This is a genomic window from Janthinobacterium sp. MP5059B, from assembly GCF_001758645.1.
Lineage (GTDB): Bacteria > Pseudomonadota > Gammaproteobacteria > Burkholderiales > Burkholderiaceae_D > Janthinobacterium > Janthinobacterium lividum.
In genome coordinates, this window is sequence record NZ_LRHX01000010.1 from 78,867 (window position 1) to 103,119 (window position 24,253).

Below are 24,253 nucleotides of genomic sequence, written 5' to 3' on the forward strand. Positions count from 1 at the left end.
CACCGCACGATAGGATGCCTTACAACAAGAGCATCTCTGATAACATTCGCTCAAATATACAGTCAGCCAGCGCAAGGGATATCTATGGCAATGCAAGCGATGTTCCTGGTACGCAGAACGATGGTGCTGGCGATGCTGGGCTGGAGCACCGCCTGCGGCGCCGCCGGCCAGCTCGATCCCGATGGCCAGAGCAGCATGGAAAAGGAAGTGGCCCGGCGCGCCGCCGTCGAGCCGGCCCTCGGCGCCGACTGGCAGGTGACGCGTTCCGTCGAAGCGGGCGTGCAGGTGGCAGGCGAGAGCAATCTGTTCTGGAAGCTGTCGAATACGCCGGCGCGCAATCCCGGCTTTGATTTCCATCCCTACTGGTACGAGTTCTATGTCAAGCCGGCGCTCGGCTTCAAGCGCAATCTGGGCGACGGCAAGCAACTGTATGCGCGCGTTTCCGCCGTCGGCTCGGGCACCTTGCGCCATGACCCTTTTGGCGCGGGCGATACGGGCCGCATCTCGATCGAGGAATTCGTCGCCGGCATCCGCATGCCGATCGGCGGCACGCGCGCCACCCTCGACCTGTCGGCCGGCGCGCAGAATTTCACGCTGGGCACAGGCATGCTGATCGCCAATGGCGGCTCGAACGGCTTTGACCGTGGCGCGCTGAAACTGGGGCCGCGCAAGGCCTTCCAGAATTCCGTGGTGGCCAAAATAAGCCAGGACGCGCTCAGCGCCCAGGCATTCTATCTCGACCCGAATGAAAACCCCGACAACGATTCGGGCACGCGCGTCGTGGGCGTTGACGTCAGCTACGCGCCCGCGAACGACCGCAAGGCGGGCATCGCGTATGGCAAGGCGCCCCGTTCGCATGCCGCGTATCCGCAGGCGGCGCCGGGCGGCATCGGCGCGCCGCTGGCCGTGCCTGACGGCCGCAAGGACCTGCAGTTCGTGTATGGCTACGCGCGCGTGCCCTTACTGCCCACCGTGCTGCCGAAAGGCTGGTTCGGCGTGGACGCGGCGCGCGAATGGAATACGCGCGAGCCGATGCGGGCCTGGGGCTGGCGCACGGAAGGGGGCTTTTCGCTGCCCGACGTGGCGTGGACGCCGAAGTTCACCCTTGGCTACCAGAGCTTTTCCGGCGACGATCCGCGCACGGCGCGCAACGAGCGCTTCGATCCGCTGTTTTTCGAAGGCACGCCGGGCGCCTGGGCTTCGGGCAGCAAGGCGACCTGGGTCTTTGTCAATGCCAACGTGAATGCGCTGCAGGCCACCATCGAGCTTCACCCGACGCCTAAAGACACCGTGACCGCTTACCTGGCCCAGGTACGCGCCAACCGGATGGGCAGCCCGTTGCAGTTCGGCCAGGCGACGCGCCTCGACGTGCCGGGCGACGCGCCCGTGGTGATCTCCGGCGTGCTGCGCCCGATGCTGGCGAACGATGTCTTCGTCAAGTATGTGCGCGTCGTCAACCCGAATACCTACCTGACCCTGGGCTTCAGCGCCTCGTTCGCGCAGTCCGGCGTGAACCAGTTGGTGAACGGACAGGCCCGGACCTGGACGGGATGGCTGGCCAACGTCGTATGGGTATATTAAGTATTCCGTTTATCAAGGAGAGCATCACATGAACGATTTCCCCAGCATGAAACGCATGGCCCTGGCCGCAGCCTGCCTTGCATTGGCTGCCAGCGCCCATGCGGCAGCGCCGCTGTCGGCCGCCGCCAGCGACCCGGCTACACTGCAATGGATGGTGGGCGCGCCGCCGCCGGCCGATAAGATCATCCGCTTCGACGATGGCAGCTATTTCAATTTCCCCCAGCTGCGCTGGAGCGTGTCGCACTTCCGCCAGCTGATGCCGACGGTGGAAGTGGCGCGCGGCCTGAAAGCGCCCGTGCCTTTGCCGCGCGCGCTGCGCAAGGATATCGACAGCCTGCGCTTCACGCCCCTGGGCGCGCAGGACGCGATGACCTGGGAGCAGTCGCTGGCTGCCAACTACACGGACGGCATCGTCGTGCTGCACCGGGGCCGCATCGTGTATGAACGCTATTTCGGCGTATTGAAGGAGAGCGGCCAGCACGGCGCCATGTCCGTGACGAAGTCCGTCATGGGCACCATCGGCGCGGCCCTGGTGGCCGAAGGCAAGCTCGATCCAGGCAAGAAAGTGGCCGAGTATGTGCCGGAACTGGCGAAGTCCGCATTTGGCGACGCCACCGTGCGCCAGGTGCTCGACATGACCACGGGCCTGAAATTCAGCGAAGATTACGCGGACCCGAAAGCGGAAGTATGGCAGCACGCGGCGGCCGGCAGCCCGCTGCCCAAGCCGAAGGATTACACGGGGCCGCGCAGTTATTTCGAGTATCTGCAGACGGTGCGGCACGAGGGCCGGCATGGCGAGGGCTTCGGCTACCGTACGGTCAACTCCGACGTGCTGGGCTGGATCATCGCCCGCGTCACGGGGCAGAACGTCAACGAATACCTGTCCGAGCATATCTGGCAAAAGCTGGGCGCCGAGCAGGATGCCTACATGACGGTCGATTCGACCGGCACGCCGTTTGCCGGCGGCGGCTTGAATGCGGGCTTGCGCGACCTGGCCCGCTTCGGCGAGATGCTGCGCAACGATGGCCGCTACAACGGCCAGCAGATTTTGCCCAAGGCGGCCGTCGACGATATCCGCCGCGGCGGCGACAAACAGCTGTTCGCCAAGGGCGGCTATGATTTGCTCAAGGGCTGGAGCTACCGCGACATGTGGTGGGTCACGCATAACGACCATGGCGCCTACATGGCGCGCGGCGTGTACGGCCAGCGTATCTACATCGACCCGAAGGCGGAAATGGTGATCGTGCGTTTCGCCTCCACGCCGACGGCGGCCAATGCGGCCAACGACCCGACCACCACGCCGGCCTTCGAGGCGCTGGGCAAGCTGTTGCTGGCCAAGCCGAAGTAATCTGCGGGCGGGCCCGTGCCAGCCGTGCGGCGGAACGGGCGCAACTGCAATACACTATCCTTTCGTCATTATTTGTTGCTTGAATGGTATTCATGCAGCGCACGCAAGGGGAAGCACCGTGGAAACCAGCCAGCAGGATCAACCGCGCCCGCCGCTCTGGCGGCGCCTGCTGTGGCCGGTCACCCAGCTGGGCTCGGCCTTCAAGCTGACGGGCACGCACCTGCTGCACCACGTGATCGGCGCCAGCCTGATCGCCGCGCTGATGCTGGCGCTGGAAGGTTTTCACGTGCTCGAATGGCTCGATGCGGCCATGCTGCGCGCCAGCGCGGAACAGGGGCAACTGCTAAACCGGGGCAAGGACCCGGGCGCCGCCTATCGGCCCGGCATCATCGAAATCGACCAGCCCGCGTTCGAACAGGTCTTCGACGAGCGTGAACCACTGGAACGCACGCGCCTGGAACAATTGATCGCCAGCGCCGCAGCGCGCGGCAGCAAGGTGCTGGCCATCGACCTGGACCTGGCGCCAGCCGTGTACGAGCAGCACAAGGCGGGCGAGCGGCCGCTGGACCGCCTGCTCGACCGGCTGGCCGCCGATGGCCGGCGACTGGTGCTGATCCTGCCCGAGCAATCGGACCGCAATGCGAACCTGCCGTGGATACGTGCGCGCTGCGCCGCCGGCATCCACTTTGCCAGCCCGCGGATCCGCGAACGCATGGGCGCCGTCACGCGCATCGAGCTGAAAAGCCCCGTGCTGGCGGCCGTGGCCTTCGAGCTGGCGCATGGCGCCGACGAGCAGGAGCAGAAGCAACCCATGCCGGCCGCCCTGTCCGAGCAAAAGGAAGTGGTGGCGCTGGCTGGCCGCGTGTGCGAACTGGCGCGGCGTACGGGCAGCGAAAAGGAGTTGGCGCGCTGGGCGTTCGAGCCCGTCATCCGCGGCGACGCCAAGGCGGCGGCCGAACAGAACGCCGTCACCGCACCGTTTCACCCGGCCGCCGTGGCGCCGGCATTCCTGAATCCCACGCGCACGCGCGTCAAACTAATCGATGGCCAGGCTGGCGTGGAGGCCGTGGCATTGCGCAAGAATGTCGTGTATATCGGCAGCACGTATGACGTGCGCGACCGCTACACGACGGCCGAAGGCGAGCAGGCCAGCCTGCACCTGCATGCGGCCGCCCACACGTCGCTGGGCATCGGCACGGCCGACGTCAACAAATATGCGGTGTTCGTGGCCGACATCGTCATCGGCGTGCTGCTGGGCTGCCTGTTCGGCGGCCTGTGGACCTTGTACGGCCGCGCCGAGCTGGCCATCGACCGGCGCATGGAAGACCACGATTTCAGCCGCCTGCACCGCATGGGCACCCTGGCGGAATTCTATGGCATCCGTCTGATGCTGGTGCTGGTGTGGGCCTCGCCGTTTGCCATCGGCGCACTGGCCATCTACCTGTCGCGCGGCTTGCTCGAACAGGGCTGGTGGGTCAACCCCGGCCCCCTGATCGCCGGCATGTTCCTGCACGCGATGTCGCTGCGCGACGAAGCCCACCATCCGCACGAGGAAGTGCCGGGCCTGTCCGTGTGGGCCCAGCTGCGCCGTACGCATCCTGGCATCGTGCTGGTGCAGGCGCCGCTGGCGGTGGTGCTGTTGGTGGTGGCGCTGGTGTAGCGAGATGGCAGTTGATTAATTGATCAGCTTCAACCCCGGCGGCAGCGCCTCGCCCAGCATTCGTTTCGTGTTCGCTTCGTCCAGCTGCGTCACTTCGCTGACCATGGCCTGCCACAGGGGCGGGGCGCCCACGGCTTTCAGGCGGGCCAGGATGGTGGCGCGCAGCTCGTCGCCGATGTCGCGCGAGCGGTCGCCCGTCATGCGTGCCAGGTGGGTGGCGGCGAAGGCGGCCGGTTCCACTTTTTTCCAGTCCAGCGCCAGCAGCACGTGCAGCCAGTCGGCCACGCTGGCGCTGTCGACCACTTCGTGCGCGCTGCCGTGGAAGGGCTGGCGCGCGCCGACCCTGGCCAGCGCCCACAGGGTATTCGTATCGGCCGCTTCACCCTTCTTGCCGGCTTTCTCCAGCCGCTTGATCAGCCAGGCGCCCACTTCGGCCTTGTAGGCGCCGGGGATGCGCTCGAGCGACGCACCCAGGCGCAGCATGTCGTCGTCGCTGCCGTTGACCAGGGTGACGGGGCGGCTGCCGCGCTGGGCCGCATCGGCTTGCAGGTTGAAGGCGAAGTCGTCGAGCAGGCGCAATTGCTGCTCGGGGTTCAAGCCGCCGGCCACCCGGCGCCACAGGGTCCACCATTCGGCGCACACCTGGTTGTCCTTGTGATGCTGTGCGCCCGCGTCGAACATGGCCCACAGCTGCTCGATGCGCCACGGGTCCAGCGCGTCGCCATAGCCGGGCCGCAAACAGTAGCCGGCCAGGTTCAGCCAGACACATTCATGCTCGGCGGAGCGGCGCCGGCCACGGGCGCGCAGCAGCAGGGCGTCGAACAGCTGGCGCAGCAGGGGAGTCTCCCAGCTTTCACGTCCGCCCAGCCCCCGTTCCAGGTGCTGGCGCAGCTGCCGCACTTCCTTGGCTTCGACCTTTTGCGCCTTGCCGCCGAAGATGCGCTCAATCTTCTCGACCGCTTCTTTCACGCGCGGCGAAACGGCTTGAGCCTCGCCATCTCCTTGCTCTTCCTTATCAGCGCGCAACTGGAATTCCAGCAGCCAGCGCTGGCCGGCATCCGCTGCGGCCACGCAATGCACTTCCAAAGTCCCTACCTCGGTCATGACTGTCGCCAGCTGCACGGTGATTTCGCGCTTGTCACTGGCATCCTGTTTGTCGTGCAGCACGCTGGCCAGCGGCGGCAGGCGCAAGTATTCTCCGGCGTCCAGGTCGACGATTTCGCCCAGTTGCGGCGGCGTGCCCGCCTCAAAGAGGGACGTGGCCAGGTGGAAGCGCACGGGCCTGCCCAGGCGCAGCGCGAACAGCCGTTCGGTCAGGCGGATTTCCTCGCCGCTGGCGCTGCCACGGGGCAGGATGCAGACGGCGCGCTTGTCCTTGCCCGCTTCGCCCAGCACGAGGAAATAGCTGCGCGGCGAGCCGCCGCCGATGCGCGGCGCCTGGCCGCGCTGGGCCAGCGCGTAGGCGACGGCGCCACGGGCCACGGCCACGTCGGGATTGTCATTGTGCAGGATGGTCAAGGGCTGACCACGCCAGTGCGCCAGGGTCTCGGCCAGGCGGCGCGCCAGCGCGTCGGCGCGGAACACCCCGCCATTGAGCAGCAGGGTATCGGGCAGTGCGCCCTGATGTTGTTGTAAAAAGCCGGCCAGGTGGCGCGTGATGGCCGCGTCCTGCGCATACGGCAGGCCGAATTCCACGATGCCGGCGCGGCCTTTTCTCGCCACCTCGCTCAGTTCCACCTTCGGGAAGAAGCCATCGACCACCATGGCCGCCACTTCCTCGCGCGTGACGTCGGCGGAACGGCTGCCGCCGATCAGGCGCGAACCGGCGCCCAGCAGGGTGACGGTGGCGCTTTCCGGCGCATCGTTCGACAGCAGCAATTCCTTGGCGGCGCGGCAGCGTTCCATCAGCTGCGACAGGCGCGCGGCCGATAGCTTCATGCCGCCTTCGCTGCCTGCCGCCATGCGCGTTTCCACCAGGTGGGCCAGCGCCAGGTCCATATTGTCGCCGCCGAGGATCAAATGGTTGCCCACGCTGCTGCGCGTGAGCTGCGGTTCGCCGTCGTCATCGAAGTCCACGTCGATCAGGCTGAAATCCGTGGTGCCGCCGCCCACGTCGCACACCAGAATGCGGCGCGTGTTGGCCAGGTCCTCGCGCAGGGTGGCGCGCCGGCGCTGCAGGAAGTCATAAAAGGCCGCCTGCGGTTCTTCCACCAGCCGCAGCGCAGGCAAGCCCGCCATGCGGGCCGCTTCCAGGGTGAGTGCGCGCGCACCCTCGTCGAACGAGGCGGGGATGGTCAGCACCAGTTCCTGCTCTTCCAGCGGAGAATCCGGGAAGCGGTGATTCCACGCGGCGCGTACATACGCGAGATAGCTGGCGCTGGCCGCGACAGGCGATACCTTGGCCACGTCGGCCTCGGCGCCCCACGGCAGGATGGGCGCCTGGCGGTCCACGTTCGCGTGCGACAGCCAGCTCTTCGCGCTGGAAACGAGGCGGCCCGGCACCTGGGCGCCGAGCTGGCGCGCCAGAGCGCCCAGCACGGCATGCTCCAGGTCCTGCTGCGGCCAGGGCAGCTGCAAGTCGCCCGCCGCCAGTTCGCCGGCGGCAGGGTGGTAGCGCAAGGACGGCAGCAGGGGGCGTGCGCCCACTTCGCCGGGAGCGACCAGCTGCTCGATGGCGAACAGCTCGATGCCCGCCTGCATATCGGCTGCATTGGCGGCATTGGCATAGGCGACCACCGTGTTGGTGGTGCCCAGGTCGATGCCGACCAGGAAGGCCGGCTTGCCCACAGCGCTGCGCATGCCTATTGCTGCGGCGTGCCGCGCACGTCGAATTCCACCTTCCAGCGCTCGGCGCCATCAGGGGAGACGGCCAGCAGCTCCAGCGTGCCCGCTTCCGTCACGCGCGCGTGCAGCTTGACTTGCACCACGTCGCCGGCCTGACGGCCTTCGGCGGACAAGGTCGCCTGGATTTCGCTCAGCTCCTGCAATTCATCGGGGCCCCAGAAATCGAGCAAGTCGCCGATCTGGTCGTTGCGCCGCGTGGACGAGGCGAAGAAGCGGAAGTGCACAGGCTCGCCCACGACCAGGCCGAATTGCTGGCCTGGCAGTTCCAGTTCGCTGCCTTCTTCCATGCCGAACGGCGCCACGCACAGGGCCTGGATAGGCGGTTCCATGCCGGGGATGGCCGGCATGGCCGATTCGATGGCGACATAAAAGGCGCTGGCCGTGCCGCCGCGGATGCGTACGCCATGGCCGCGCCGCACGTAGCTGTAGTAGGCCGCGCCGCGCGCCACGGCCAGGTCCAGGTCGGCCCCGGCCAGCATGCGCGCCGGTTCCGCGCCTTCCATGTACAGCCAGTCGTTGACGGTGGCCATGATGCGCTGCACCAGCAGGTCCGACTTGAAGACGCCGCCGTTGAACAGCACGGCCGTCGGGTGCAGGAAGCTGGCGCCGTCCGCCTGGCGGCCGGCAAAGCCTTCCAGCTCGCTGGTGGCCGCCACCTGGCGGCCCAGGAACGCGGCCAGGTGGCGCGTGATGGCCGCATCCTGCGCATACGGCAAGCCCAGTTGCGTCAGGCCGGCGCGCGTGCGCACGGCAGGACGGCTCGATGCTTCCACTTGCGGGAAGAAGCCGTCGAGGATGAAGGTGGACACTTCCGCGCGCGTCAGTTCCGTGCGGATGGAGCCGCCGATCAGTTTTGAACCGCGGCTCGGCACGACGATGGGCGCCACATCGAGGCCGCTGTCGGCCAGCAGGCTTTCCTTGGCGCTGCGGCAGCCGTAGGTCAGCGCGCGCATCTGCCAGGCGTCGAGCTGGGTGCCGTTGGCGGCCAGCTTGCGGGCCACCAGGTGGGCCAGCGCCAGGTCCATATTGTCGCCGCCCAGCAGGATGTGTTCGCCGACGGCCACGCGGTGCGGTTCCAGCACGCCGTCGCGCTCGAGTACGGCGATCAGCGAAAAGTCGCTGGTGCCGCCGCCCACGTCGACCACCAGGATGATGTCGCCCGGCTTGACTTCCTTGCGCCAGCGGCCTTCGCTGGTCTGGATCCAGCTGTACAGGGCCGCTTGCGGCTCTTCCAGCAGGGTCAGCGAGGTGTAGCCGGCCGCCTGCGCCGCTTCCATCGTCAGCTCGCGCGCTGCCGGGTCGAACGAGGCGGGAATGGTGACGGTGATTTCCTGCTCGGCGAACGGCGCTTGCGGGTGGGCGTTGTCCCAGGCCTGGCGCAAGTGCGTCAGGTAGCGCGTGGCGGCCGTGATGGGCGAAATGCGCGCGACTTCGGCCGGCGCGTCGTTCGGCAAGATCGCCGCGCGGCGGTCCACGCCCGGGTGGCACAGCCAGCTTTTCGCGCTCGACACCAAACGGATCGGCGTGGTGGCGCCGCGGCTGCGGGCCATTTCGCCAACGACGAACGGCGCTTCGGCTTCCTCGGTGACCCAGGGCAGGGCCAGGTCGCCCGCCGCCACTTCATCGGCGTGCGGCAGGTAGACGAACGATGGCAGCAGCGACAGCTCTTCGACGGTGCCCGGCGCCGACAGCTGCGGCACTTTCAGCACGCCATGGCTGGACTTTTCGCCGTCGCTCTCGACCAGGTTGACATATGACAGGGCGCTGTGGGTGGTGCCCAGGTCGATGCCGATGGCGTAGCGCGGGGTAGGGTTGATCGTGTCGCTCACAGTTCCACCTCGGCCGGTGCCAGGATGGCGGCGTCGTGCTGCTCGCTCAGTTTCGGCAGGCGCACGCTGGAGGCGCGCCAGCCGCGGTGGCTGAGGGTACCCGTGAACGGCGCGGAGCCGACGACGTTGCCCGTCAGGCGTACTTGGGCGCTATCAAAACCTTCCTGCAGGACGATGCGGCTGCCTTCGGCTTCCTGGCGCACGGCCTCGATGGTGAAATACTCGCGCATGACCTTGGCGCAGCCTTCATGCACCACGCGGGCGGCCGCGCCGATATCGGCATCGGCATGGCTGCCCAGGTTTTCCTGGGTGAAATCGATCAATCGCGCTTCGCGTTGCAGCAGGGCCAGCAATTGCAGGGCCGCGTCCGGCGTCGCTTCCTTCAAAATGACGGGCGCGGCGGCTGGCGCCGGGGCAGGGGCCACTGGCGCGACGGGAGCGGCGGGCGCCGCCTCGGGCAAGGCCAGCTTTTCCACGCGGGCCGCATAGGCGGCGTCCGACAGGGTGCTGAAGAAGGCGCCGAAGGCCAGCGGGACACGGCGCCAGAACGATGGGTGCGACGATGATGTGCTCATAGGAAACTCGTTTCTCTGATCTGTAGGGAGGCGTCGGCGGCGCGCCGGAGGGCAGGTCCGCTTCGCAGGGTAGTGCATGTGCCGCGCCAATATGGCCGGCTGCGTTTGCCCGCATGATACCAGCTACCGGGCCGCCGCCAAAGTCGCCGCCCCCCGCGCAGTAAGGCTGAGGCGTGGATTTTCTTTGTTCCTGCGCAAGGAAACGCTCGATTTCGTGCCGTTTCGACTAGAATCGCGCATTATCTTTTCGCATGACCTTGACGCCATGTCTACCGACTTTTCCCCGTATCTAGCCAGCAGCACTTACATCGACAGCGACCATCCTGCCGTGCGCGCCAAGGCGACTGCACTGGCGGCAGGCGCGGTGGGCGACGCCGCCATCGCGGCCCGCTGCTTTGCCTTCGTGCGCGACGAGATCGCGCATAGCTGGGACTACCAGCGCAATCCCGTCACCTGCCGCGCTTCCGATGTCTTGCAGCACGGCACGGGCTATTGCTATGCGAAGAGCCATTTGCTGGCGGCGCTGCTGCGCGCCAACGGCATTCCTGCCGGCCTGTGCTACCAGCGCCTGGCCGTGGGTGAGGTGGGGCCGTCGTTCTGCCTGCATGGCTTGAATGCCGTGTATCTGCAGGAGTTTGGCTGGTACCGCATCGATGCGCGCGGCAACAAGCCCGGCGTCGCTGCCGCCTTCACGCCGCCACGGGAACAGCTGGCCTTTCCCGTGCTCGCGCCCGAAGAGCGCGACTTGCCGGAAATCTGGCCGGAACCGTTGTCGCAGGTGGTGGCGTCCTTGACCTGCCATGCGACCGTGCAGGATGTGGCGGCGCACTTGCCCGATATCGAATTGTTGCCGCTGCAAAAATAATCCAAAGAAAGAAATCATGAAAAAAATATCCATATGCCTGTTTGGACTGTTGCTGCTGGCCGGCTGCGGCAGCAAGGGCGAGAGCGGCGGGCAGTCGAGCGCCGCGCGTCTCGAAGGCAAGGAAAAGGGCAGCGAGTTCCTTGCCTATGAACATAATGTCAGCGTCGATACGCGCGAGGCGCAAGTGCGGCCCCTGTATGAAAAAGTGGTCGCCGCCTGCAAGGCCGATACGGAAAACGGCTGCCTGCTGCTCGATTCCAGCGTCGACAGCGGCCGCTACGTGCATGCGCGCATCAGCATGCGCGCCAAGCCGGCCGGCATCAAGAAGCTCGTCGCGCTGGTCGCGGCCGAAGGCGACGTCACCAGCCAGGGCACCAAGGTGGAAGACCTGGGCCGTCCCGTGCTCGACAGCAAGAAACGCCTGGAAATGCTCAAGCAATACCAGGCGCAATTGCAAGACCTGGAAAAACGTTCGGGCACCAACGTCGATGCCCTCATCAAGGTGACCAAGGAACTGGCCACCGTGCAAGTGGAACTGGAGCAGGCGACGGCCGCCAATGCGCTGTTGATGCAGCGTATCGATACGGACTTGTTGAACGTGGCCATCAGCGCCGAAGGCAGGCAATCGTTCTGGCGGCCCGTCAAGCGCGCGCTGGGCAATTTCACGGAAAACCTGTCGGAAGGCGTGGCCAACGCCATCACTGCCATGGCCTACATCCTGCCGTGGCTGATCGCTTTCGTGCTGCTGTTCCCGCTGGGCCGCAAGGGCTGGCGCCGCCTGCGTGGAGCTCCGCGCAAGGATTGATGCCGGGATTGCTGCATCCTGCGCACCGTTTTACGGCAATTTGAAACCTGGCTGCACAGTCCTTGTGCAGCCAGGTTTTTTTTCGTGCGGCGAGCGCCGCTTGCACCATGGCGGACGCCTGCCGGTGCTGGCATGCATTCTGCTTTAACAACATGGCAGACCCAGCTCGACCCCCACGAACCCATCACAGGAGTCCCCATGACACGACGCATCATCCTGAAAGCGGCCGCCGCCGGCGCACTGGCCCTGGCCATGTCCACCACCATGCAGGCAGCCTTGGCCGCCGACACGATCAAGGTGGGCATCTTGCACTCCCTGTCGGGCACCATGGCCATTTCCGAAACGTCGCTCAAGGATGTGGCGCTGATGACGATCGCCGAGATCAATGCCAAGGGCGGCGTGCTGGGCAAGAAGCTGGAAGCCGTCGTCGTCGATCCCGCGTCGAACTGGCCCTTGTTCGCGGAAAAAGCGCGCCAGCTGGTGGCGCAGGATAAAGTGGCTGTCGTGTTTGGCTGCTGGACATCCGTGTCCCGCAAATCCGTCTTGCCGGTGTTCAAGGAACTCAACAGCCTGCTGTTTTACCCGGTCCAGTACGAGGGCGAGGAGCTGGAAAAGAATGTGTTTTATACGGGCGCCGCACCGAACCAGCAGGCGATTCCTGCCGTGGAATACCTGATGAGCAAGGATGGTGGCGGCGCCAAACGCTTCGTGCTGCTGGGCACGGATTACGTGTATCCGCGCACCACCAACAAGATCCTGCGCGCCTTCCTGAAAAGCAAAGGCGTCAAGGATAGCGATATCAGCGAGGTCTACACGCCGTTCGGCCATGCCGACTATCAAACCATCGTCGCCAACATCAAGAAATTTTCCACGGGCGGCAAGACGGCCGTCATTTCCACCATCAATGGCGATTCCAACGTGCCGTTCTACAAGGAACTGGGCAATGCGGGCTTGAAAGCCACGGACGTGCCCGTCGTCGCGTTTTCCGTGGGCGAGGAAGAATTGCGCGGCATCGATACCAAGCCCTTGCTGGGGCACTTGGCGGCGTGGAATTACTTTGAATCCGTCAAGAACCCCGTGAATACGGCCTTCATCAAGCAGTGGAAAGCGTATGCCGTGGCGCAAAAGCTGCCGAACGCGGGTTCGGTCGTGACGAACGACCCGATGGAAGCGACCTATGTCGGCATCCACATGTGGGCGCAAGCCGTGGAAAAAGCGAAATCGACGGACACGGACAAGGTGATCGCCGCCATGGCAGGCCAGAGCGTGAAGGCGCCGTCCGGCTTTACCCTGACCATGGACCCGACCAACCACCACCTGCACAAGCCCGTGATGATCGGCGAGATCAAGGCCGACGGGCAATTCAATGTCGTGTGGAAAACCAAGGAACCGATACGCGCCCAGCCGTGGAGCCCGTTTATCAAGGGGAATGAGGGCAAGCAGAAGTTGTAGGCGCTATCACCCACCAGCAAATGCCGGGGTCGGACCCTCAGGGACTAGGCGTCCCCATCCGACCCCAGTCCTCGCCTTTGGGGTAAGCGCTCGCCCCGTGCAGTTTTTCCATGGAACTTACAATGAGGTTCATCTCCAAACTGCTGGTCCTCGCCTGCCTGTTGCTATCCTCGTTCGCGCAGGCTGCCATCCCTCCCGATCTGCTCAAAGCGCTATCCGGCGACGATCCCGATACCAGGATCGCGGCCGTCGCCCAGATCGCCGCCCTGGCCACGCCCGAGGCCGCCCGGGTGCTGCAAGCCTTGCAGGACGATCAGTTATATGCGGCCCCCGACGGCAAGGTGTATATCGTCGACGGTGAACAGGCATATGATCCGGCAAGCGGCCAAGGCGTACCGCTGCCCGATGGCATCGACGGCGTGATGGTCAATAATCGCTTGCGCGCGGCCGTGGCGGGCGCCTTGTCGGGGTTGAAACTGCTGGCGCCCGAGCGGGCCACGCGCCTGGCCGCCGCGCAGGCGCTGCAGCAATCCGTCGATTCCGCACAGGTCCCCCTGATACGCACTGCGCTGGCGCAGGAAAACGATGCTGACATCAAACAGATATTGCAGGTGCTGATCGCCAGCGCCAACCTGCATGCGCCCGACGCCGCCACGCGCGAGGCCGCCGTGCAGGCGCTGGCGGGCAGCAGCGATGCGCGCTTGCTGCCCGTGCTGCAAGCCATGCTGGAGAAAGGGCCAGATGGCAAGGCCGGCGAGCCGGACGAGGCCGTGCAGCTGGCCGCCATCGAGACCATGCGCCAGATCAAGGGACGGGTGGCGCGCATGGAGTTCGCCGGCAATGTGTTCTACGGCATTTCGCTGGGCAGCGTGCTGCTGCTGGCCGCGCTGGGGCTGGCCATCACGTTTGGATTGATGGGCATCATCAACATGGCGCATGGCGAATTGCTGATGATAGGCGCTTACACGACCTACCTGTGCCAGCTGTTCTTCCGCAGCTACCTGCCTGGCTTGCAGGATGCGTATCTGCTGGCCGCCTTGCCGGCCGCCTTTTTGGTCGCGGGACTGGTGGGCGTGATGCTGGAGCGCACGGTGATCCGCTGGCTGTATGGCCGGCCGCTGGAAACCCTGCTGGCCACCTGGGGCATCAGCCTGATCCTCATGCAGACGGTGCGCACGGTCTTCGGCGCGCAAAACGTGGAAGTGGCCAATCCCGCCTGGATGTCGGGCGGCGTCACCGTGCTGGGCGGCCTCGTGCTGCCGTACAACCGCCTGGCCATCATCGCCTTTGCCATCGTCGTCGTGGCGGCCGTATGGCTGATCCTGAACAAGACGCGCCTGGGCCTGTTCGTGCGGGCCGTCACGCAAAACCGCCGCATGGCCGATTGCGTGGGCGTGGCCACGGGCAAGGTCGACATGCTGACCTTCGGTCTCGGTTCCGGCATCGCGGGGCTCGGTGGCGTGGCCCTGTCGCAGCTGGGCAATGTGGGGCCGGACCTGGGCCAAAGCTACATCGTCGATTCCTTCATGGTGGTGGTGCTGGGCGGTGTGGGCCAGCTGGCCGGCACCGTGATTGCCGCGCTGGGGCTGGGTGAAGTCAACAAATTCCTCGAACCGGTGGCGGGCGCCGTGCTGGCGAAGATCGCCATTCTGGTGTTCATCATCATTTTCATCCAGCGCCGGCCGCAGGGCCTGTTTGCCATGAAGGGACGCAGCGTCGAATGACTACCTCCTATCAAATCAAGCCTGGCCTGTTCACGCGGCCCGTCTGGCTGGCCATCGCCGGATGCACGGTGCTGGCGGCGTTGTTGCCGGTATTTAACCTGGCGTTTGCCGAAGGGCATGCGTTGCACGTGTCCGCCTACACGGTGGCGCTGGTGGGCAAGTTCATGTGCTATGCGCTGGCCGCGCTGGCGCTGGACCTCGTCTGGGGCTACACGGGCATATTGTCCCTGGGCCACGGCGTGTTCTTTGCCCTGGGGGCGTATGCGCACGGCATGTATCTGATGCGCGCCATCGGCGACCAGGGCCAGTACCGCAGCAGCCTGCCCGACTTCATGGTCTTTCTCGACTGGAAAACCTACCCCTGGTACTGGGCGTTTACGGAACATTTCTGGTACTGCATGGCGCTCGTCGTGCTGGTGCCGGGCGTGCTCGCCTTTGTGTTTGGCTACTTTGCCTTTCGCTCGCGCATCAAGGGCGTGTATTTTTCCATCATCACCCAGGCGATGACGTATGCGTTCATGCTCTTGTTCTTCCGCAATGACACTGGCTTTGGCGGCAACAACGGTTTCACGGATTTCAAGACGATATTGGGCCACAGCATCACGGCGCCCGCCACGCGGGCCGTGCTGTTCCTGCTGACTTTGGCCTTCCTGCTGGCGGCCTTGATCGGCGCGCGCGCCATCGTCCGCTCGAAACTGGGCCGGGTGCTGCAGGGCGTGCGCGACAGCGAGGCGCGCTTGATGTTCCTCGGCTACAACCCGCTGTGGTTCAAGCTGTTTGTCTGGACCTTGTCGGCCGTGCTGTGCGGCATCGCCGGCGCCCTGTACGTGCCGCAGGTGGGCATCATCAACCCGTCCGAAATGTCGCCGGCGAACTCCATCGAAATGGTCGTGTGGGTGGCCGTGGGCGGACGTGGCACCTTGATCGGTCCCATCCTGGGCGCCTTCACCGTCAACGGCTTGAAAAGCTGGTTCACGGCTGCCTTGCCGGAACTGTGGCTGTTCGCGCTGGGCCTGTTGTTCATCGTCGTCACGCTGTTCATGCAGCAGGGCATGCTGGGCGTGCTGAACAAGCTCAAACGTAAAAAAATCGCCGCCATGGCAGAGGAGGCCGCATGAGTATCCGCATGTTGCCCGGCATGGCCAGCGCGGAAGCGGGGCCGACGTACTCGCGCGTGAAAGGCGAGGGCGTCGATACTACGCATGGCGCCATTTTGTACCTGGAAGACATCAGCGTGTCCTTCGACGGCTTCAAGGCCATCAACAAGCTCAGCCTCGATATTTCCGTGGGCGAATTGCGCTGCATCATCGGCCCGAACGGGGCGGGCAAGACGACGATGATGGATGTGATCACGGGCAAGACGCGGCCCACGTCCGGCACGGCCTGGTTTGGCCAGACCATGAACCTGGCCACCATGACGGAAGCGCAGATCGCCCACGCAGGTATCGGCCGCAAGTTTCAGCGCCCCACCGTGTTCGAGCAGCACACGGTGTTCGACAACCTGGAACTGGCGATGAAGATGGACAAGCGCGTGGCGCCCACCCTGTTTGCGCGCCTCACGTCCGAGCAGGAAGGCAGGATCGACGCGATATTGCGCCTGATCCGCCTCAACGGCCAGGAGGCGCGGCCGGCGGGTTTGCTGTCGCACGGGCAAAAGCAGTGGCTGGAAATCGGCATGCTGCTGATGCAGGAGCCGCAGCTGATTTTGCTGGACGAACCCGTGGCCGGCATGTCGGATGCGGAAACGGCGCGCACGGCCGAGTTGCTCAATGAATTGCGCGGCAAGCATTCGATCATGGTGGTCGAACACGACATGGGTTTTGTGACGGAAATCGCCCGGCAAGGCATCGTTACCGTGCTGCATGAAGGCGCCGTGCTGGCGCAGGGCCGCATGGACGAGGTGCAAGCGGACGAGCGGGTCATCGAAGTCTATCTGGGAAGGTAAGCATGCTGGAAGTCGAACAATTGAATCAATACTATGGCTCCTCGCACACCTTGCGCGGCATCAACCTGTCGGCGCGCAAGGGCGAATGCCTGGCCTTGCTGGGCAGGAATGGCGTGGGCAAGACAACCTTGCTGAAATGCCTGATGGGCGTGCTGCCCGTGGCGCAGGGCAAGGTGGTGTTCCATGGACGCGACATTACCAGGCTGGCGCCCCATGCGCGGGCAAAGCTGGGCATCGCTTACGTGCCGCAGGGCCGCGACATCTTTGCGCGCCTGACGGTCGAGGAAAACTTGCTGATGGGTATGGCGAGCAAGGGCGGCCGGCAAGCTGCGCGCATCGATCCCCACGTGTATGAGCTGTTTCCGGTGCTCAAGGAGATGCTGCAGCGGCGCGGCGGAGATTTATCGGGCGGGCAACAGCAGCAACTGGCCATCGCCCGCGCCCTGCTGGCCGAGCCGCAGCTGATCATCTTCGACGAGCCGACGGAAGGCATCCAGCCCTCCGTCATCAAGGATATCGGCCGCGTGATCAGCCTGTTGAAACAGCGGGGCGACATGGCCATCGTGCTGTGCGAACAGTATTTTGATTTTGCCCGCGAACTGGCCGACGAATTCATCGTCCTGTCGCGCGGCAGTGTCGTCGCCAGCGGCAAGGCGGAACAGATGGATGGCGAGGACGTGAAGCGGCACCTGGCCGTGTAAGGTCAGACGAGCTGGAACCAGCCCAGCACGGCGCCGGCCGCCAGCAGCCACAATAAATGGATCTTCGTGCGCCAGATGATCAGGCCAGCCACGATGGACAGGCTCCACAGGGGCCAGTCCGTGCGGATGTCATGGTTGGCGCCGCCCAGTATCATGCCCGTGGAAATCAGCAGGGCGACGACGATGGGCGCCATGCCTTGCTTGAAGGCGCGCACGGGGCGCAGGTCGCGGTTGCGGTAGCCCCACTGGGCCGCCACGTAGGTGAGGGTGGTGCTGGGCAGCATGATGCCCACCATGGTCACCAGCACGCCGAGGTAGGCCGCCGCGTAGCTGCCCGCGTTCATGCCCACGTTCCAGCCCATCAGGGCGACGAACAGCACGTTGGGGCCGGGCGCGGCCTGGGCGATGGCGATCGATTCGTTGAATTGCGCCTGTGTCAGCCAGCCATGCTGTTCGACGAGGAAGCGGTGCATTTCGGACGTGGTGGAAATGGCGCCGCCGATCGACATCAGCGACAGCATCAGGTAGTGGCCGAACAAGTTCAGCCAGTCGCCCGCGCTCAACACCAGTTGCAAGGGCGGATTCATGCGGACAGCTTTCGGTAGGTCAGCAGGCAGCCGATGCCGCCCAGGCCCAGCAGGATGTACAGCAGGGGCCAGCGGAAGATCGCCACCATCAGCACGCCGAGCACGGTGATGGACAAGGTCAGCCACAAGGGCAGCGGATGCTTGCCCAGCGCGGCAGCCAGTTTCACGCCCGTGGCGGCGATCATGCCGGCCGAGACGGCCGCCATGCCGCGCAAGGCGCCCGCCATCTGCGCATTGTCGCCAAAGCGCGTGTACAGCACGCCCAGCACGAGCACGATGAGGAGGGGCACGGCCAGCATGCCGGCCAGCGCCGTCAGCGCGCCTTTCAAACCGAAATAGCGCCCGCCCACCATCAGCGACAGGTTGACGACATTTGGCCCGGGCATGATTTGCGCCACGGCCCAGTCTTCCAGGAATTCTTCCTGCGTCAGCCAGCGCTTGCGCTCGACCATCTCGCGCTGGATCACGGCCAGCACGCCGCCGAATCCCTGCAGGGCCAGCCAGGTGAACGAGAAGAACAGGTCGGCAAGCGAGGCGGGCTGCGGGCGGGGCAGGTCGGGCTGGATGGAGGAGGGGGAGGGCATGGCTGATTATCGCCGTGGCCGATCGCGCTTGTCCATCGCTTTCGGCTGCGCTTGTGCCTGCAAGAAAAAAACCGTGGCTCATGTTTCCCTGCCATTGACATCGAGAGTTTATCGGCAATACTTTTATCGGCAACATGACCGCTGTCCCTGTCCGGGCTGTCGCGGGTCGCACCGCTACGCCGTCTCCTCCCTCCGTCCCCTTCGCAGGAGTTGTTCATCATGCCTCATTCCACAGAAACGCTGCATATACCCGTCAAAACCGTGGTGCTGCATGCCCGGGTCGACCAGAAGATGTGCGATATCGTCAATCTGGGCATCGCCGTGCAGGCGGCCTTCAGTACCTTGTGCGCACTGGAATACCTGAAGTCATACAATGTCGCCCCGGAACTGATCGAGCGCGTGCTGCTGCATCCCGAGCAGCGCCGCCAGACCGTGCATTGAGTATCCCCACGGCAACTGTGTTGCCGGAGGCCGCGATCCGCTGTTGTCGGATTGATCATTACGGCTCAGTTATGCACAAATGATGAGTTAACGAAATTGGCGAAATAATTTTCTTGTGATTATGTGTGAGTTTCTAAGTGCTTGATTTTAATGTGTTTTATTTTTGCTGTTTGATTGAGCAGTTTATTGAAAGCCGCACGGGCTGTGGCTTTGAGGCCTGTCAATAGGCCCTTATCCACAAAGATATCCACAGTCCGTGTGGATATCTGAAAAAGCGCTTAACAATCCGCCACTTAGGAAATGGGAGCCGCCCACACCATGCAATCGGCGGGCAAGATGGGCCAAAACGGGGCATTCCACAAGCCTGTATGCCTATCCAGTGCTCTTGTTTTTATGACTGAAAGTAGCGGCCGATGGTCAGGGTGTGCCGCTGGCCGGTGCCGCCGGCGTGTCGCCGCACTGGGCCAGGGCGGCAGCGAGTTCGGTAACCTGCTGCTGCGCTTCGCGCAAGGTGGCATAGGTGCGCAGCGAGGCGATCACGGTGGTAAACAACTTGCGCGTGGTGAGGTCGGTCTTGCACCAGAAGTCATTGATGTCGTAATCGATGATGATGCGGTGTTCCAGGGCCTGGCCGGGCTGGCCCGTGCGCAGGATGATGCGCACGGCGCTGTTGTGCAGTTCTTCACGGACCTGGCGCGCCACTTGCAGCCCGGCATCCTGGGTTTCCATGATGACATCGAGCAGCACCACGGCGATATCAGGCGTGCTGCGCAGCAAGGCCAGCGCCTCGGCGCCCGAATACGCGTGCAAAAAGCTCAGCCTGCGTCCCTGGAAGCTGGCCTGGCTGAGGGCGAACTTGGTCACCACATGCACGTCGACATCGTCATCGACAATCAGCACGCGCCAAGGCGCCGCAGTGGACGGTTCTGCCGCCGCGTCTGTCCGTCCCAGCGGTTCGTCGACCAGCCAGTCGGGTTCGTCCGCCTCCTTGGCGGCGCTATCGCTATCTATATTCATGCGTTTATCCACCGTTGATCGTACTCGCTACTCCACACTATGCCAGTCTGCGGGGTTTGTCAAAACAATGCTGTTCAAGCAAGACGGCCTCGCGCCACATCGGCTTATGCACAGCAAAAATATATTTTCATGGTGGCAGATTAAGTTTGCGCCAGCGCAAATTCATGATTGCAAGTCATTGATTTCATTGGGGTAAAAAATTGCCTGTGAAATCAGCAAATTATTGAAACCCGCATCAATACTGGCGTTGCGGCTTGTCAAGAGGGGCTTATCAACAACTTTATCCACAGTTGCTGTGGATATCTAAAAAAGCCGTGAAAAAACCGGGGCTTAGCGCCGATTCGTACGGCGGGGTGGAAGCATTCATGCGGCCAGCCCAATCCCGCCCAGTTGGGCAAAGGCATGCAGGAAGCGCTGCTTGGCTTCGGCCGGACCCATGGCCTCGATTATACCGGGCAAGGGGGCGATGCCGTCAAGGTAAGCCCAGCGTTCGGCCGAGTGCGGCATCAGGTCGCGCTTTTCCGTGGCCAGCGCGATCAGGTCTGCCCGCTTGATGGGCGCGTAATCGGAAAAATCCAGCCCATACGTGGCGGCGATGATGGCGCTGACCTTGTCTTCCAGTACGGCAAATTCCGGCAGCAACACTTTCAAGGGTTTCACCATGTCGCCCAGGTAGGCTTCGGCCGCGTCGTGCAGCAGGGCGGCCAGGCGCAAATGGGATGGCACCAGTTCGGCGACGATCAGGCTGTGCTGGGCGACCGAGTAAAACACTTGCGTCTGCCCATTGAAGCGGCACTGGTAGGCGAGACCGTGGGCGATGTCCTCGATGGCTACCTTGTCGATATGCGGGCGCAAGGGATAAAAACGGTTGCCTGAATAGGTGGAAACGTAATCGGTGGTAATCATTGCCATGGCATGTTGCTCGGAATGCTCAAGATGCTTCATCGTACACCCGATGGCATGGGCTTGCCCCGGCTGCCGTGCGCAAGCGGCTTTCTGCCGGGATCGCCTCCAACCCTATGCATCTTGGCAAATCCTTTAATTTATTTCATATCATTCATTGATATTTCTCAAATACACTGTAGAAATCTTGTTTGACTGAAACTTAAAGGGGACAGGGCAATGACGGCGACACCTTCGGCAAGACCTTCGTATATCTATCAGGGCGGTTCGGTGATGATGCACTCGCCGCTGCAATTGAAACAGTCGGAAATGTACGGTTATTTCGTCAGGGGCGAGCTGGCGAAACTGCAAGCGACCGTGAATACCACCCTGAACCAGGTGGCGGGCAGCAAGATGACCCTGAAAGCCCTGTCGCCGTATGTCATGCTGACGTTTACGCGCGTCAACCATGCGGACTCCGCCAACCCCGTCGACCAGGCCAAGGGCTGGATCACGGAAGTCGACATCGTCACCTGGATCATGGTCGGCCAGATGGATGCCCAGGGCAAGCTTGCGCATATCTATTGGTACCCGTGCCACATTTTCGTCGATGACGCGATGGCCCTGATCAACGGGCGCGAGCTGTTCGGCTATCCGAAATACCTGTGCGACTACGAGATTCCCGCCGCCGGCAGCGAGCCGCTGCGCTGTTCCGTGGCTGCCAAGGGCTTCCAGCATTTTTCACCGGAAACGAAACTGGCCCTGCATCCGTTGCTGGAAGTCAACGCCACCGTGCAGACAGGGCAGCACAAGAGCGTCAACAGTTTCCTGGAACTCATCGAGCAGGCGTTCCAGATTTTCCTCTCCATCCCCGATTTCTTCGACATGGACCAGGCCGGCTGGGCCGATATCTTGTCCTTGCTGCGCAACCCCCGCATCGACCAGATTTTCCTCAAGCAATTCCCCGACAGCGCCGGTGTGAAAGCCGTGTACCAGGCCCTGGTGGCCGCGCCCGCCGAGATCAACCGCCTGCACAGCGCGCGCCTGCTCGGCTACGAATATGAATGCACGCTGCATGCGTTCGACAGCTTCCCGCTGGACCAGACCCTGGGTCTCAAACTGGGGCCGCAGGCGGCGATATTGCCGTTCCAGGTGAATTTCGACTTCACGGCCATGCCGGGCGAGGAGCTGGTCGACAATTCCCGCATCGCGCCGGAAAAGATCGCCATCCTCGGTGGCGGCGTGGCGGCCATGACCACGGCGTATTATCTGACGAACCAGCCGGGCTGGCAAAACCGGCATGCCATCACCGTCTACCAGCTGGGCTGGCGCCTGGGCGGCAAGGGGGCCGGCGGGCGAAATGCACAGGTGGGCCAGCGCATCGAGGAACACGGCCTGCACATCTGGTTCGGCTTCTACGCGAACGCCTTCAAGATGATCAAGGAAGCGTACGCGAGCCTGGAGCGTCCGCCCGGCGCGCCGCTGGCCACCTGGCGCGACGCTTTCAAACAGCACGATTACGTGGCCCTGTCGGAAGACGTCAAGGGCAAGTGGCGCAACTGGTCCATCGTCTTTCCCACCTTGCCGGGCGAGCCGGGCGAGGGCGGCGAAGACATCACCCTGTGGCAGATGGCCATCGCCATGGTGGGCTGGATCGAGCAGTGGATCCGCCAGATCCGGCAAGTGGCGGACGCCGACGCGCGCATCGTGCGCGCCAGCGCGTCGCAAGGCGAAGGCGTGTGGCCGGGCTGGCTGCGCCGGCTGGCCGACGAAGTGGTGGGGCAGGCCGATGAACTGGGCCTGGACGTGGGCCTGTCCGTGGGCGCGCTGGTGGCGCTGGTGGCCGACCTGGCGCCCGATTCCACGCGCCACGACCAGGCGCGCCACCAGCTGCTGGCCAGTACCCTGAACGGCATCCGCGCGTGGCTGCGCCTGCGCTACCGCGCCCTGATCGATGGCGACGATGAATTGCGCCGCCTGTTCATTTGCCTGGACCTGGGCATCACGGTCATGAAGGGCATGTTCGAGGATGGCGTGTTCAAGAACGGCTTCGACGTCATCAACGATATCGACTTCCGCGCCTGGCTGAAAAAACATGGCGGCGACGAGCAGTTCAGCGTCAATTCGGCGCCCGTGCGCGGCTTCTATGACCTGGTGTTCGCCTACGAGGGCGGCGATTTTGCGAAACCGAATATCGAGGCGGGAACGCTCTTGCGGGCGATGGCGCGCATCGGCCTGGCCTACAAGGGCGGCATCATGTTCAAGATGCAGGCCGGCATGGGCGACACGATTTTCACGCCGCTGTACGAAGTGCTGCGCAACCGCGGCGTGGAATTCAAATTCTTCCAGCGCGTGGAAGAGCTGGTGCCGGGCGCGGGCGACATCGACAGCATCCGCATCACGCAGCAGGTGCAATTGAAGGACCCCGCCGCCGGCTACGCGCCGCTGGTGGACGTCAAGGGACTGGCTTGCTGGCCCAGCGCACCCGATTATGCGCAGCTTGATCCAGCGCAAGCGGCCCTGCTGCAAGCGCAGGAAGTCAACCTGGAGTCGTACTGGAGCGCCTGGCCGCAGCAGTACCAGCAAGCGTTCGGGCGCGCGCTGCCCGCCACGGTATTGAAGAAGGGCGTCGACTTCGACAAGGTGGTGTTCGGCATTTCCATCGGCTCGCTGCAGGCCCTGTGCCCGCAACTGCTGGCGCAAAGCCCTGCCCTGCAACTGGCGACCGACAAGGTCCAAACCGTGGCCACGCAGGCCTATCAGGTATGGCTCAACAAGAATCTGGGGCAGATGGGCTGGACCACGCAGCCGAAAGGCCAGCAGCCGGTGCTGTCGGCCTTCACGGAGCCGTACGACACATGGGCGCCGATGGATCAATTATTGGCGCACGAAGACTGGCCGGCGGGGCATGAACCTAAAAATGTCTCGTATTTTTGCAGCGCCTTCCCCGTCGACAGCTACCCGCCCGTCACCGACACGGATTTCCCGGCCCGCTGCGCGGCCAGGGCGAAGCAGGGCGCGCTGCACCAGCTGGAGCGTGAGATCGGCGCGCTGTGGCCCGAGGCGGGCGGGCCGGGCGCGTTTCCGTGGCAATGGCTGGTCGATGCGAAGGAGGGGGCGGGGCCGGCGCGCTTCGACAGCCAGTACTGGCGCGCGAATGTCGACCCGTCCGAGCGCTACGTGATGTCGGTGGTGGGCAGCACGCAGTACCGGCTGGCCACCGACCAGTCGGGCTTCAGCAACCTGTTCCTCACGGGCGACTGGATCAAGACGGGCATCAATGCGGGCTGCGTGGAGGCGGCCGTGATGGCCGGCATGCAGACCTCGCGTGCCATGACGGGCTATCCGGCCGTGATCCAGGGGGAGACGGATTTTTAGTTATTTCGCTATGATGGCGTTTCATTGTTCCCTGC

General features: G+C 64.1%; 19 protein-coding genes. 12 read left to right on the forward strand and 7 right to left on the reverse strand.

Annotation, left to right across the window (positions count from 1 at the left end; all coding sequences use genetic code 11):
• Positions 1-84 precede the first annotated feature (84 nt).
• From JAB1_RS13355 to JAB1_RS13365, 3 genes are all read left to right on the forward strand, one after another.
• Positions 85-1,581, forward strand: coding sequence for an alginate export family protein (locus JAB1_RS13355; protein WP_083299714.1), 1,497 nt, complete (start codon positions 85-87; stop codon positions 1,579-1,581).
• A gap of 28 nt (positions 1,582-1,609) precedes the next feature.
• The gene (locus JAB1_RS13360; protein WP_175445058.1) at positions 1,610-2,929 is read left to right on the forward strand and encodes a serine hydrolase; all 1,320 of its coding nucleotides are present in this window, start codon (positions 1,610-1,612) and stop codon (positions 2,927-2,929) included.
• A gap of 118 nt (positions 2,930-3,047) precedes the next feature.
• On the forward strand, positions 3,048-4,589 hold the full coding sequence (locus JAB1_RS13365; RefSeq protein ID WP_070280238.1) for a CHASE2 domain-containing protein: 1,542 nt from the start codon (positions 3,048-3,050) through the stop codon (positions 4,587-4,589).
• 15 nt (positions 4,590-4,604) lie between these two features.
• On the opposite strand, the gene JAB1_RS13370 is transcribed toward JAB1_RS13365, so the two are convergent.
• Genes JAB1_RS13370 through JAB1_RS13380 form a run of 3 tightly spaced genes read right to left on the reverse strand, consistent with a single transcriptional unit; the run spans position 4,605 to position 9,837 of the window.
• Positions 4,605-7,388, reverse strand: a complete 2,784-nt coding sequence (locus JAB1_RS13370) for an Hsp70 family protein (RefSeq protein WP_070280239.1) — start codon at positions 7,386-7,388, stop codon at positions 4,605-4,607.
• 2 nt (positions 7,389-7,390) lie between these two features.
• Positions 7,391-9,262, reverse strand: a complete 1,872-nt coding sequence (locus JAB1_RS13375; protein WP_249936119.1) for an Hsp70 family protein — start codon at positions 9,260-9,262, stop codon at positions 7,391-7,393.
• Positions 9,259-9,837, reverse strand: a complete 579-nt coding sequence (locus tag JAB1_RS13380) for a DUF2760 domain-containing protein (RefSeq protein WP_070254543.1) — start codon at positions 9,835-9,837, stop codon at positions 9,259-9,261. The genes JAB1_RS13375 and JAB1_RS13380 overlap by 4 nt, the downstream gene beginning before the upstream one ends.
• Before the next feature lie 265 nt (positions 9,838-10,102).
• On the opposite strand from JAB1_RS13380, the gene JAB1_RS13385 reads away from it, so the two are divergent.
• From JAB1_RS13385 to urtE, 7 genes are all read left to right on the forward strand, one after another.
• A complete protein-coding gene (locus tag JAB1_RS13385; protein WP_070280405.1) occupies positions 10,103-10,702 on the forward strand; it encodes a transglutaminase family protein in 600 nt (199 codons plus the stop codon).
• A gap of 16 nt (positions 10,703-10,718) precedes the next feature.
• Complete coding sequence (locus tag JAB1_RS13390) at positions 10,719-11,507, forward strand: DUF4349 domain-containing protein (RefSeq protein WP_070254544.1); 789 nt, start codon at positions 10,719-10,721, stop codon at positions 11,505-11,507.
• A 198-nt stretch (positions 11,508-11,705) separates the two neighbouring features.
• Positions 11,706-12,959 carry an urea ABC transporter substrate-binding protein gene (gene urtA / locus JAB1_RS13395; protein ID WP_070280240.1) on the forward strand — a complete coding sequence of 418 codons (1,254 nt, stop codon included), beginning with the start codon at positions 11,706-11,708 and terminating at the stop codon, positions 12,957-12,959.
• Between the two features lie 122 nt (positions 12,960-13,081).
• Positions 13,082-14,683: an urea ABC transporter permease subunit UrtB gene (urtB, locus tag JAB1_RS13400; protein ID WP_254672086.1), complete on the forward strand. Its 1,602-nt coding sequence runs from the start codon at positions 13,082-13,084 to the stop codon at positions 14,681-14,683.
• Positions 14,680-15,801 carry an urea ABC transporter permease subunit UrtC gene (urtC, locus tag JAB1_RS13405; protein WP_070280242.1) on the forward strand — a complete coding sequence of 374 codons (1,122 nt, stop codon included), beginning with the start codon at positions 14,680-14,682 and terminating at the stop codon, positions 15,799-15,801. The genes urtB and urtC overlap by 4 nt, the downstream gene beginning before the upstream one ends.
• Positions 15,798-16,628, forward strand: a complete 831-nt coding sequence (gene urtD, locus JAB1_RS13410; RefSeq protein ID WP_070280243.1) for an urea ABC transporter ATP-binding protein UrtD — start codon at positions 15,798-15,800, stop codon at positions 16,626-16,628. Before urtC ends, urtD begins: the two co-directional genes overlap by 4 nt.
• 2 nt (positions 16,629-16,630) lie before the next feature.
• Positions 16,631-17,329: an urea ABC transporter ATP-binding subunit UrtE gene (gene urtE, locus JAB1_RS13415; RefSeq protein WP_070280244.1), complete on the forward strand. Its 699-nt coding sequence runs from the start codon at positions 16,631-16,633 to the stop codon at positions 17,327-17,329.
• A 2-nt stretch (positions 17,330-17,331) separates the two neighbouring features.
• On the opposite strand, the gene JAB1_RS13420 is transcribed toward urtE, so the two are convergent.
• Both JAB1_RS13420 and JAB1_RS13425 read right to left on the reverse strand, forming a co-directional pair.
• A complete protein-coding gene (locus tag JAB1_RS13420; RefSeq protein WP_034779146.1) occupies positions 17,332-17,916 on the reverse strand; it encodes a chromate transporter in 585 nt (194 codons plus the stop codon).
• A complete protein-coding gene (locus JAB1_RS13425) occupies positions 17,913-18,500 on the reverse strand; it encodes a chromate transporter (RefSeq protein WP_052139945.1) in 588 nt (195 codons plus the stop codon). Before JAB1_RS13425 ends, JAB1_RS13420 begins: the two co-directional genes overlap by 4 nt.
• Before the next feature lie 219 nt (positions 18,501-18,719).
• Between JAB1_RS13425 and JAB1_RS13430 the strand changes: the two genes are divergently transcribed.
• Positions 18,720-18,941: a hypothetical protein gene (locus JAB1_RS13430; protein WP_070280406.1), complete on the forward strand. Its 222-nt coding sequence runs from the start codon at positions 18,720-18,722 to the stop codon at positions 18,939-18,941.
• 417 nt (positions 18,942-19,358) lie between these two features.
• On the opposite strand, the gene JAB1_RS13435 is transcribed toward JAB1_RS13430, so the two are convergent.
• Together JAB1_RS13435 and JAB1_RS13440 are read right to left on the reverse strand one after the other, a co-directional pair.
• The gene (locus JAB1_RS13435) at positions 19,359-19,958 is read right to left on the reverse strand and encodes a response regulator (RefSeq protein WP_083299743.1); all 600 of its coding nucleotides are present in this window, start codon (positions 19,956-19,958) and stop codon (positions 19,359-19,361) included.
• Positions 19,959-20,321: 363 nt separating this feature from the next.
• On the reverse strand, positions 20,322-20,870 hold the full coding sequence (locus JAB1_RS13440) for a phosphohydrolase (protein WP_083299716.1): 549 nt from the start codon (positions 20,868-20,870) through the stop codon (positions 20,322-20,324).
• Positions 20,871-21,080: 210 nt separating this feature from the next.
• On the opposite strand from JAB1_RS13440, the gene JAB1_RS13445 reads away from it, so the two are divergent.
• The gene (locus JAB1_RS13445) at positions 21,081-24,218 is read left to right on the forward strand and encodes an acetoacetate decarboxylase family protein (protein WP_070280246.1); all 3,138 of its coding nucleotides are present in this window, start codon (positions 21,081-21,083) and stop codon (positions 24,216-24,218) included.
• Positions 24,219-24,253: the final 35 nt, after the last annotated feature.

Excerpts from the sequence above, each read along its gene's own strand:
- JAB1_RS13355 (WP_083299714.1), top strand. The coding sequence starts at position 85 with ATGGCAATGCAAGCGATGTTCCTGGTACGCAGAACGATGGTGCTGGCG.
- JAB1_RS13360 (WP_175445058.1), top strand. The coding sequence starts at position 1,610 with ATGAACGATTTCCCCAGCATGAAACGCATGGCCCTGGCCGCAGCCTGC.
- JAB1_RS13370 (WP_070280239.1), bottom strand. The coding sequence starts at position 7,388 with ATGCGCAGCGCTGTGGGCAAGCCGGCCTTCCTGGTCGGCATCGACCTG.
- JAB1_RS13380 (WP_070254543.1), bottom strand. The coding sequence starts at position 9,837 with ATGAGCACATCATCGTCGCACCCATCGTTCTGGCGCCGTGTCCCGCTG.
- JAB1_RS13385 (WP_070280405.1), top strand. The coding sequence starts at position 10,103 with ATGTCTACCGACTTTTCCCCGTATCTAGCCAGCAGCACTTACATCGAC.
- JAB1_RS13390 (WP_070254544.1), top strand. The coding sequence starts at position 10,719 with ATGAAAAAAATATCCATATGCCTGTTTGGACTGTTGCTGCTGGCCGGC.
- urtA (WP_070280240.1), top strand. The coding sequence starts at position 11,706 with ATGACACGACGCATCATCCTGAAAGCGGCCGCCGCCGGCGCACTGGCC.
- urtB (WP_254672086.1), top strand. The coding sequence starts at position 13,082 with ATGAGGTTCATCTCCAAACTGCTGGTCCTCGCCTGCCTGTTGCTATCC.
- urtC (WP_070280242.1), top strand. The coding sequence starts at position 14,680 with ATGACTACCTCCTATCAAATCAAGCCTGGCCTGTTCACGCGGCCCGTC.
- urtD (WP_070280243.1), top strand. The coding sequence starts at position 15,798 with ATGAGTATCCGCATGTTGCCCGGCATGGCCAGCGCGGAAGCGGGGCCG.
- urtE (WP_070280244.1), top strand. The coding sequence starts at position 16,631 with ATGCTGGAAGTCGAACAATTGAATCAATACTATGGCTCCTCGCACACC.
- JAB1_RS13420 (WP_034779146.1), bottom strand. The coding sequence starts at position 17,916 with ATGAATCCGCCCTTGCAACTGGTGTTGAGCGCGGGCGACTGGCTGAAC.
- JAB1_RS13425 (WP_052139945.1), bottom strand. The coding sequence starts at position 18,500 with ATGCCCTCCCCCTCCTCCATCCAGCCCGACCTGCCCCGCCCGCAGCCC.
- JAB1_RS13430 (WP_070280406.1), top strand. The coding sequence starts at position 18,720 with ATGCCTCATTCCACAGAAACGCTGCATATACCCGTCAAAACCGTGGTG.
- JAB1_RS13435 (WP_083299743.1), bottom strand. The coding sequence starts at position 19,958 with ATGAATATAGATAGCGATAGCGCCGCCAAGGAGGCGGACGAACCCGAC.
- JAB1_RS13440 (WP_083299716.1), bottom strand. The coding sequence starts at position 20,870 with ATGGCAATGATTACCACCGATTACGTTTCCACCTATTCAGGCAACCGT.
- JAB1_RS13445 (WP_070280246.1), top strand. The coding sequence starts at position 21,081 with ATGACGGCGACACCTTCGGCAAGACCTTCGTATATCTATCAGGGCGGT.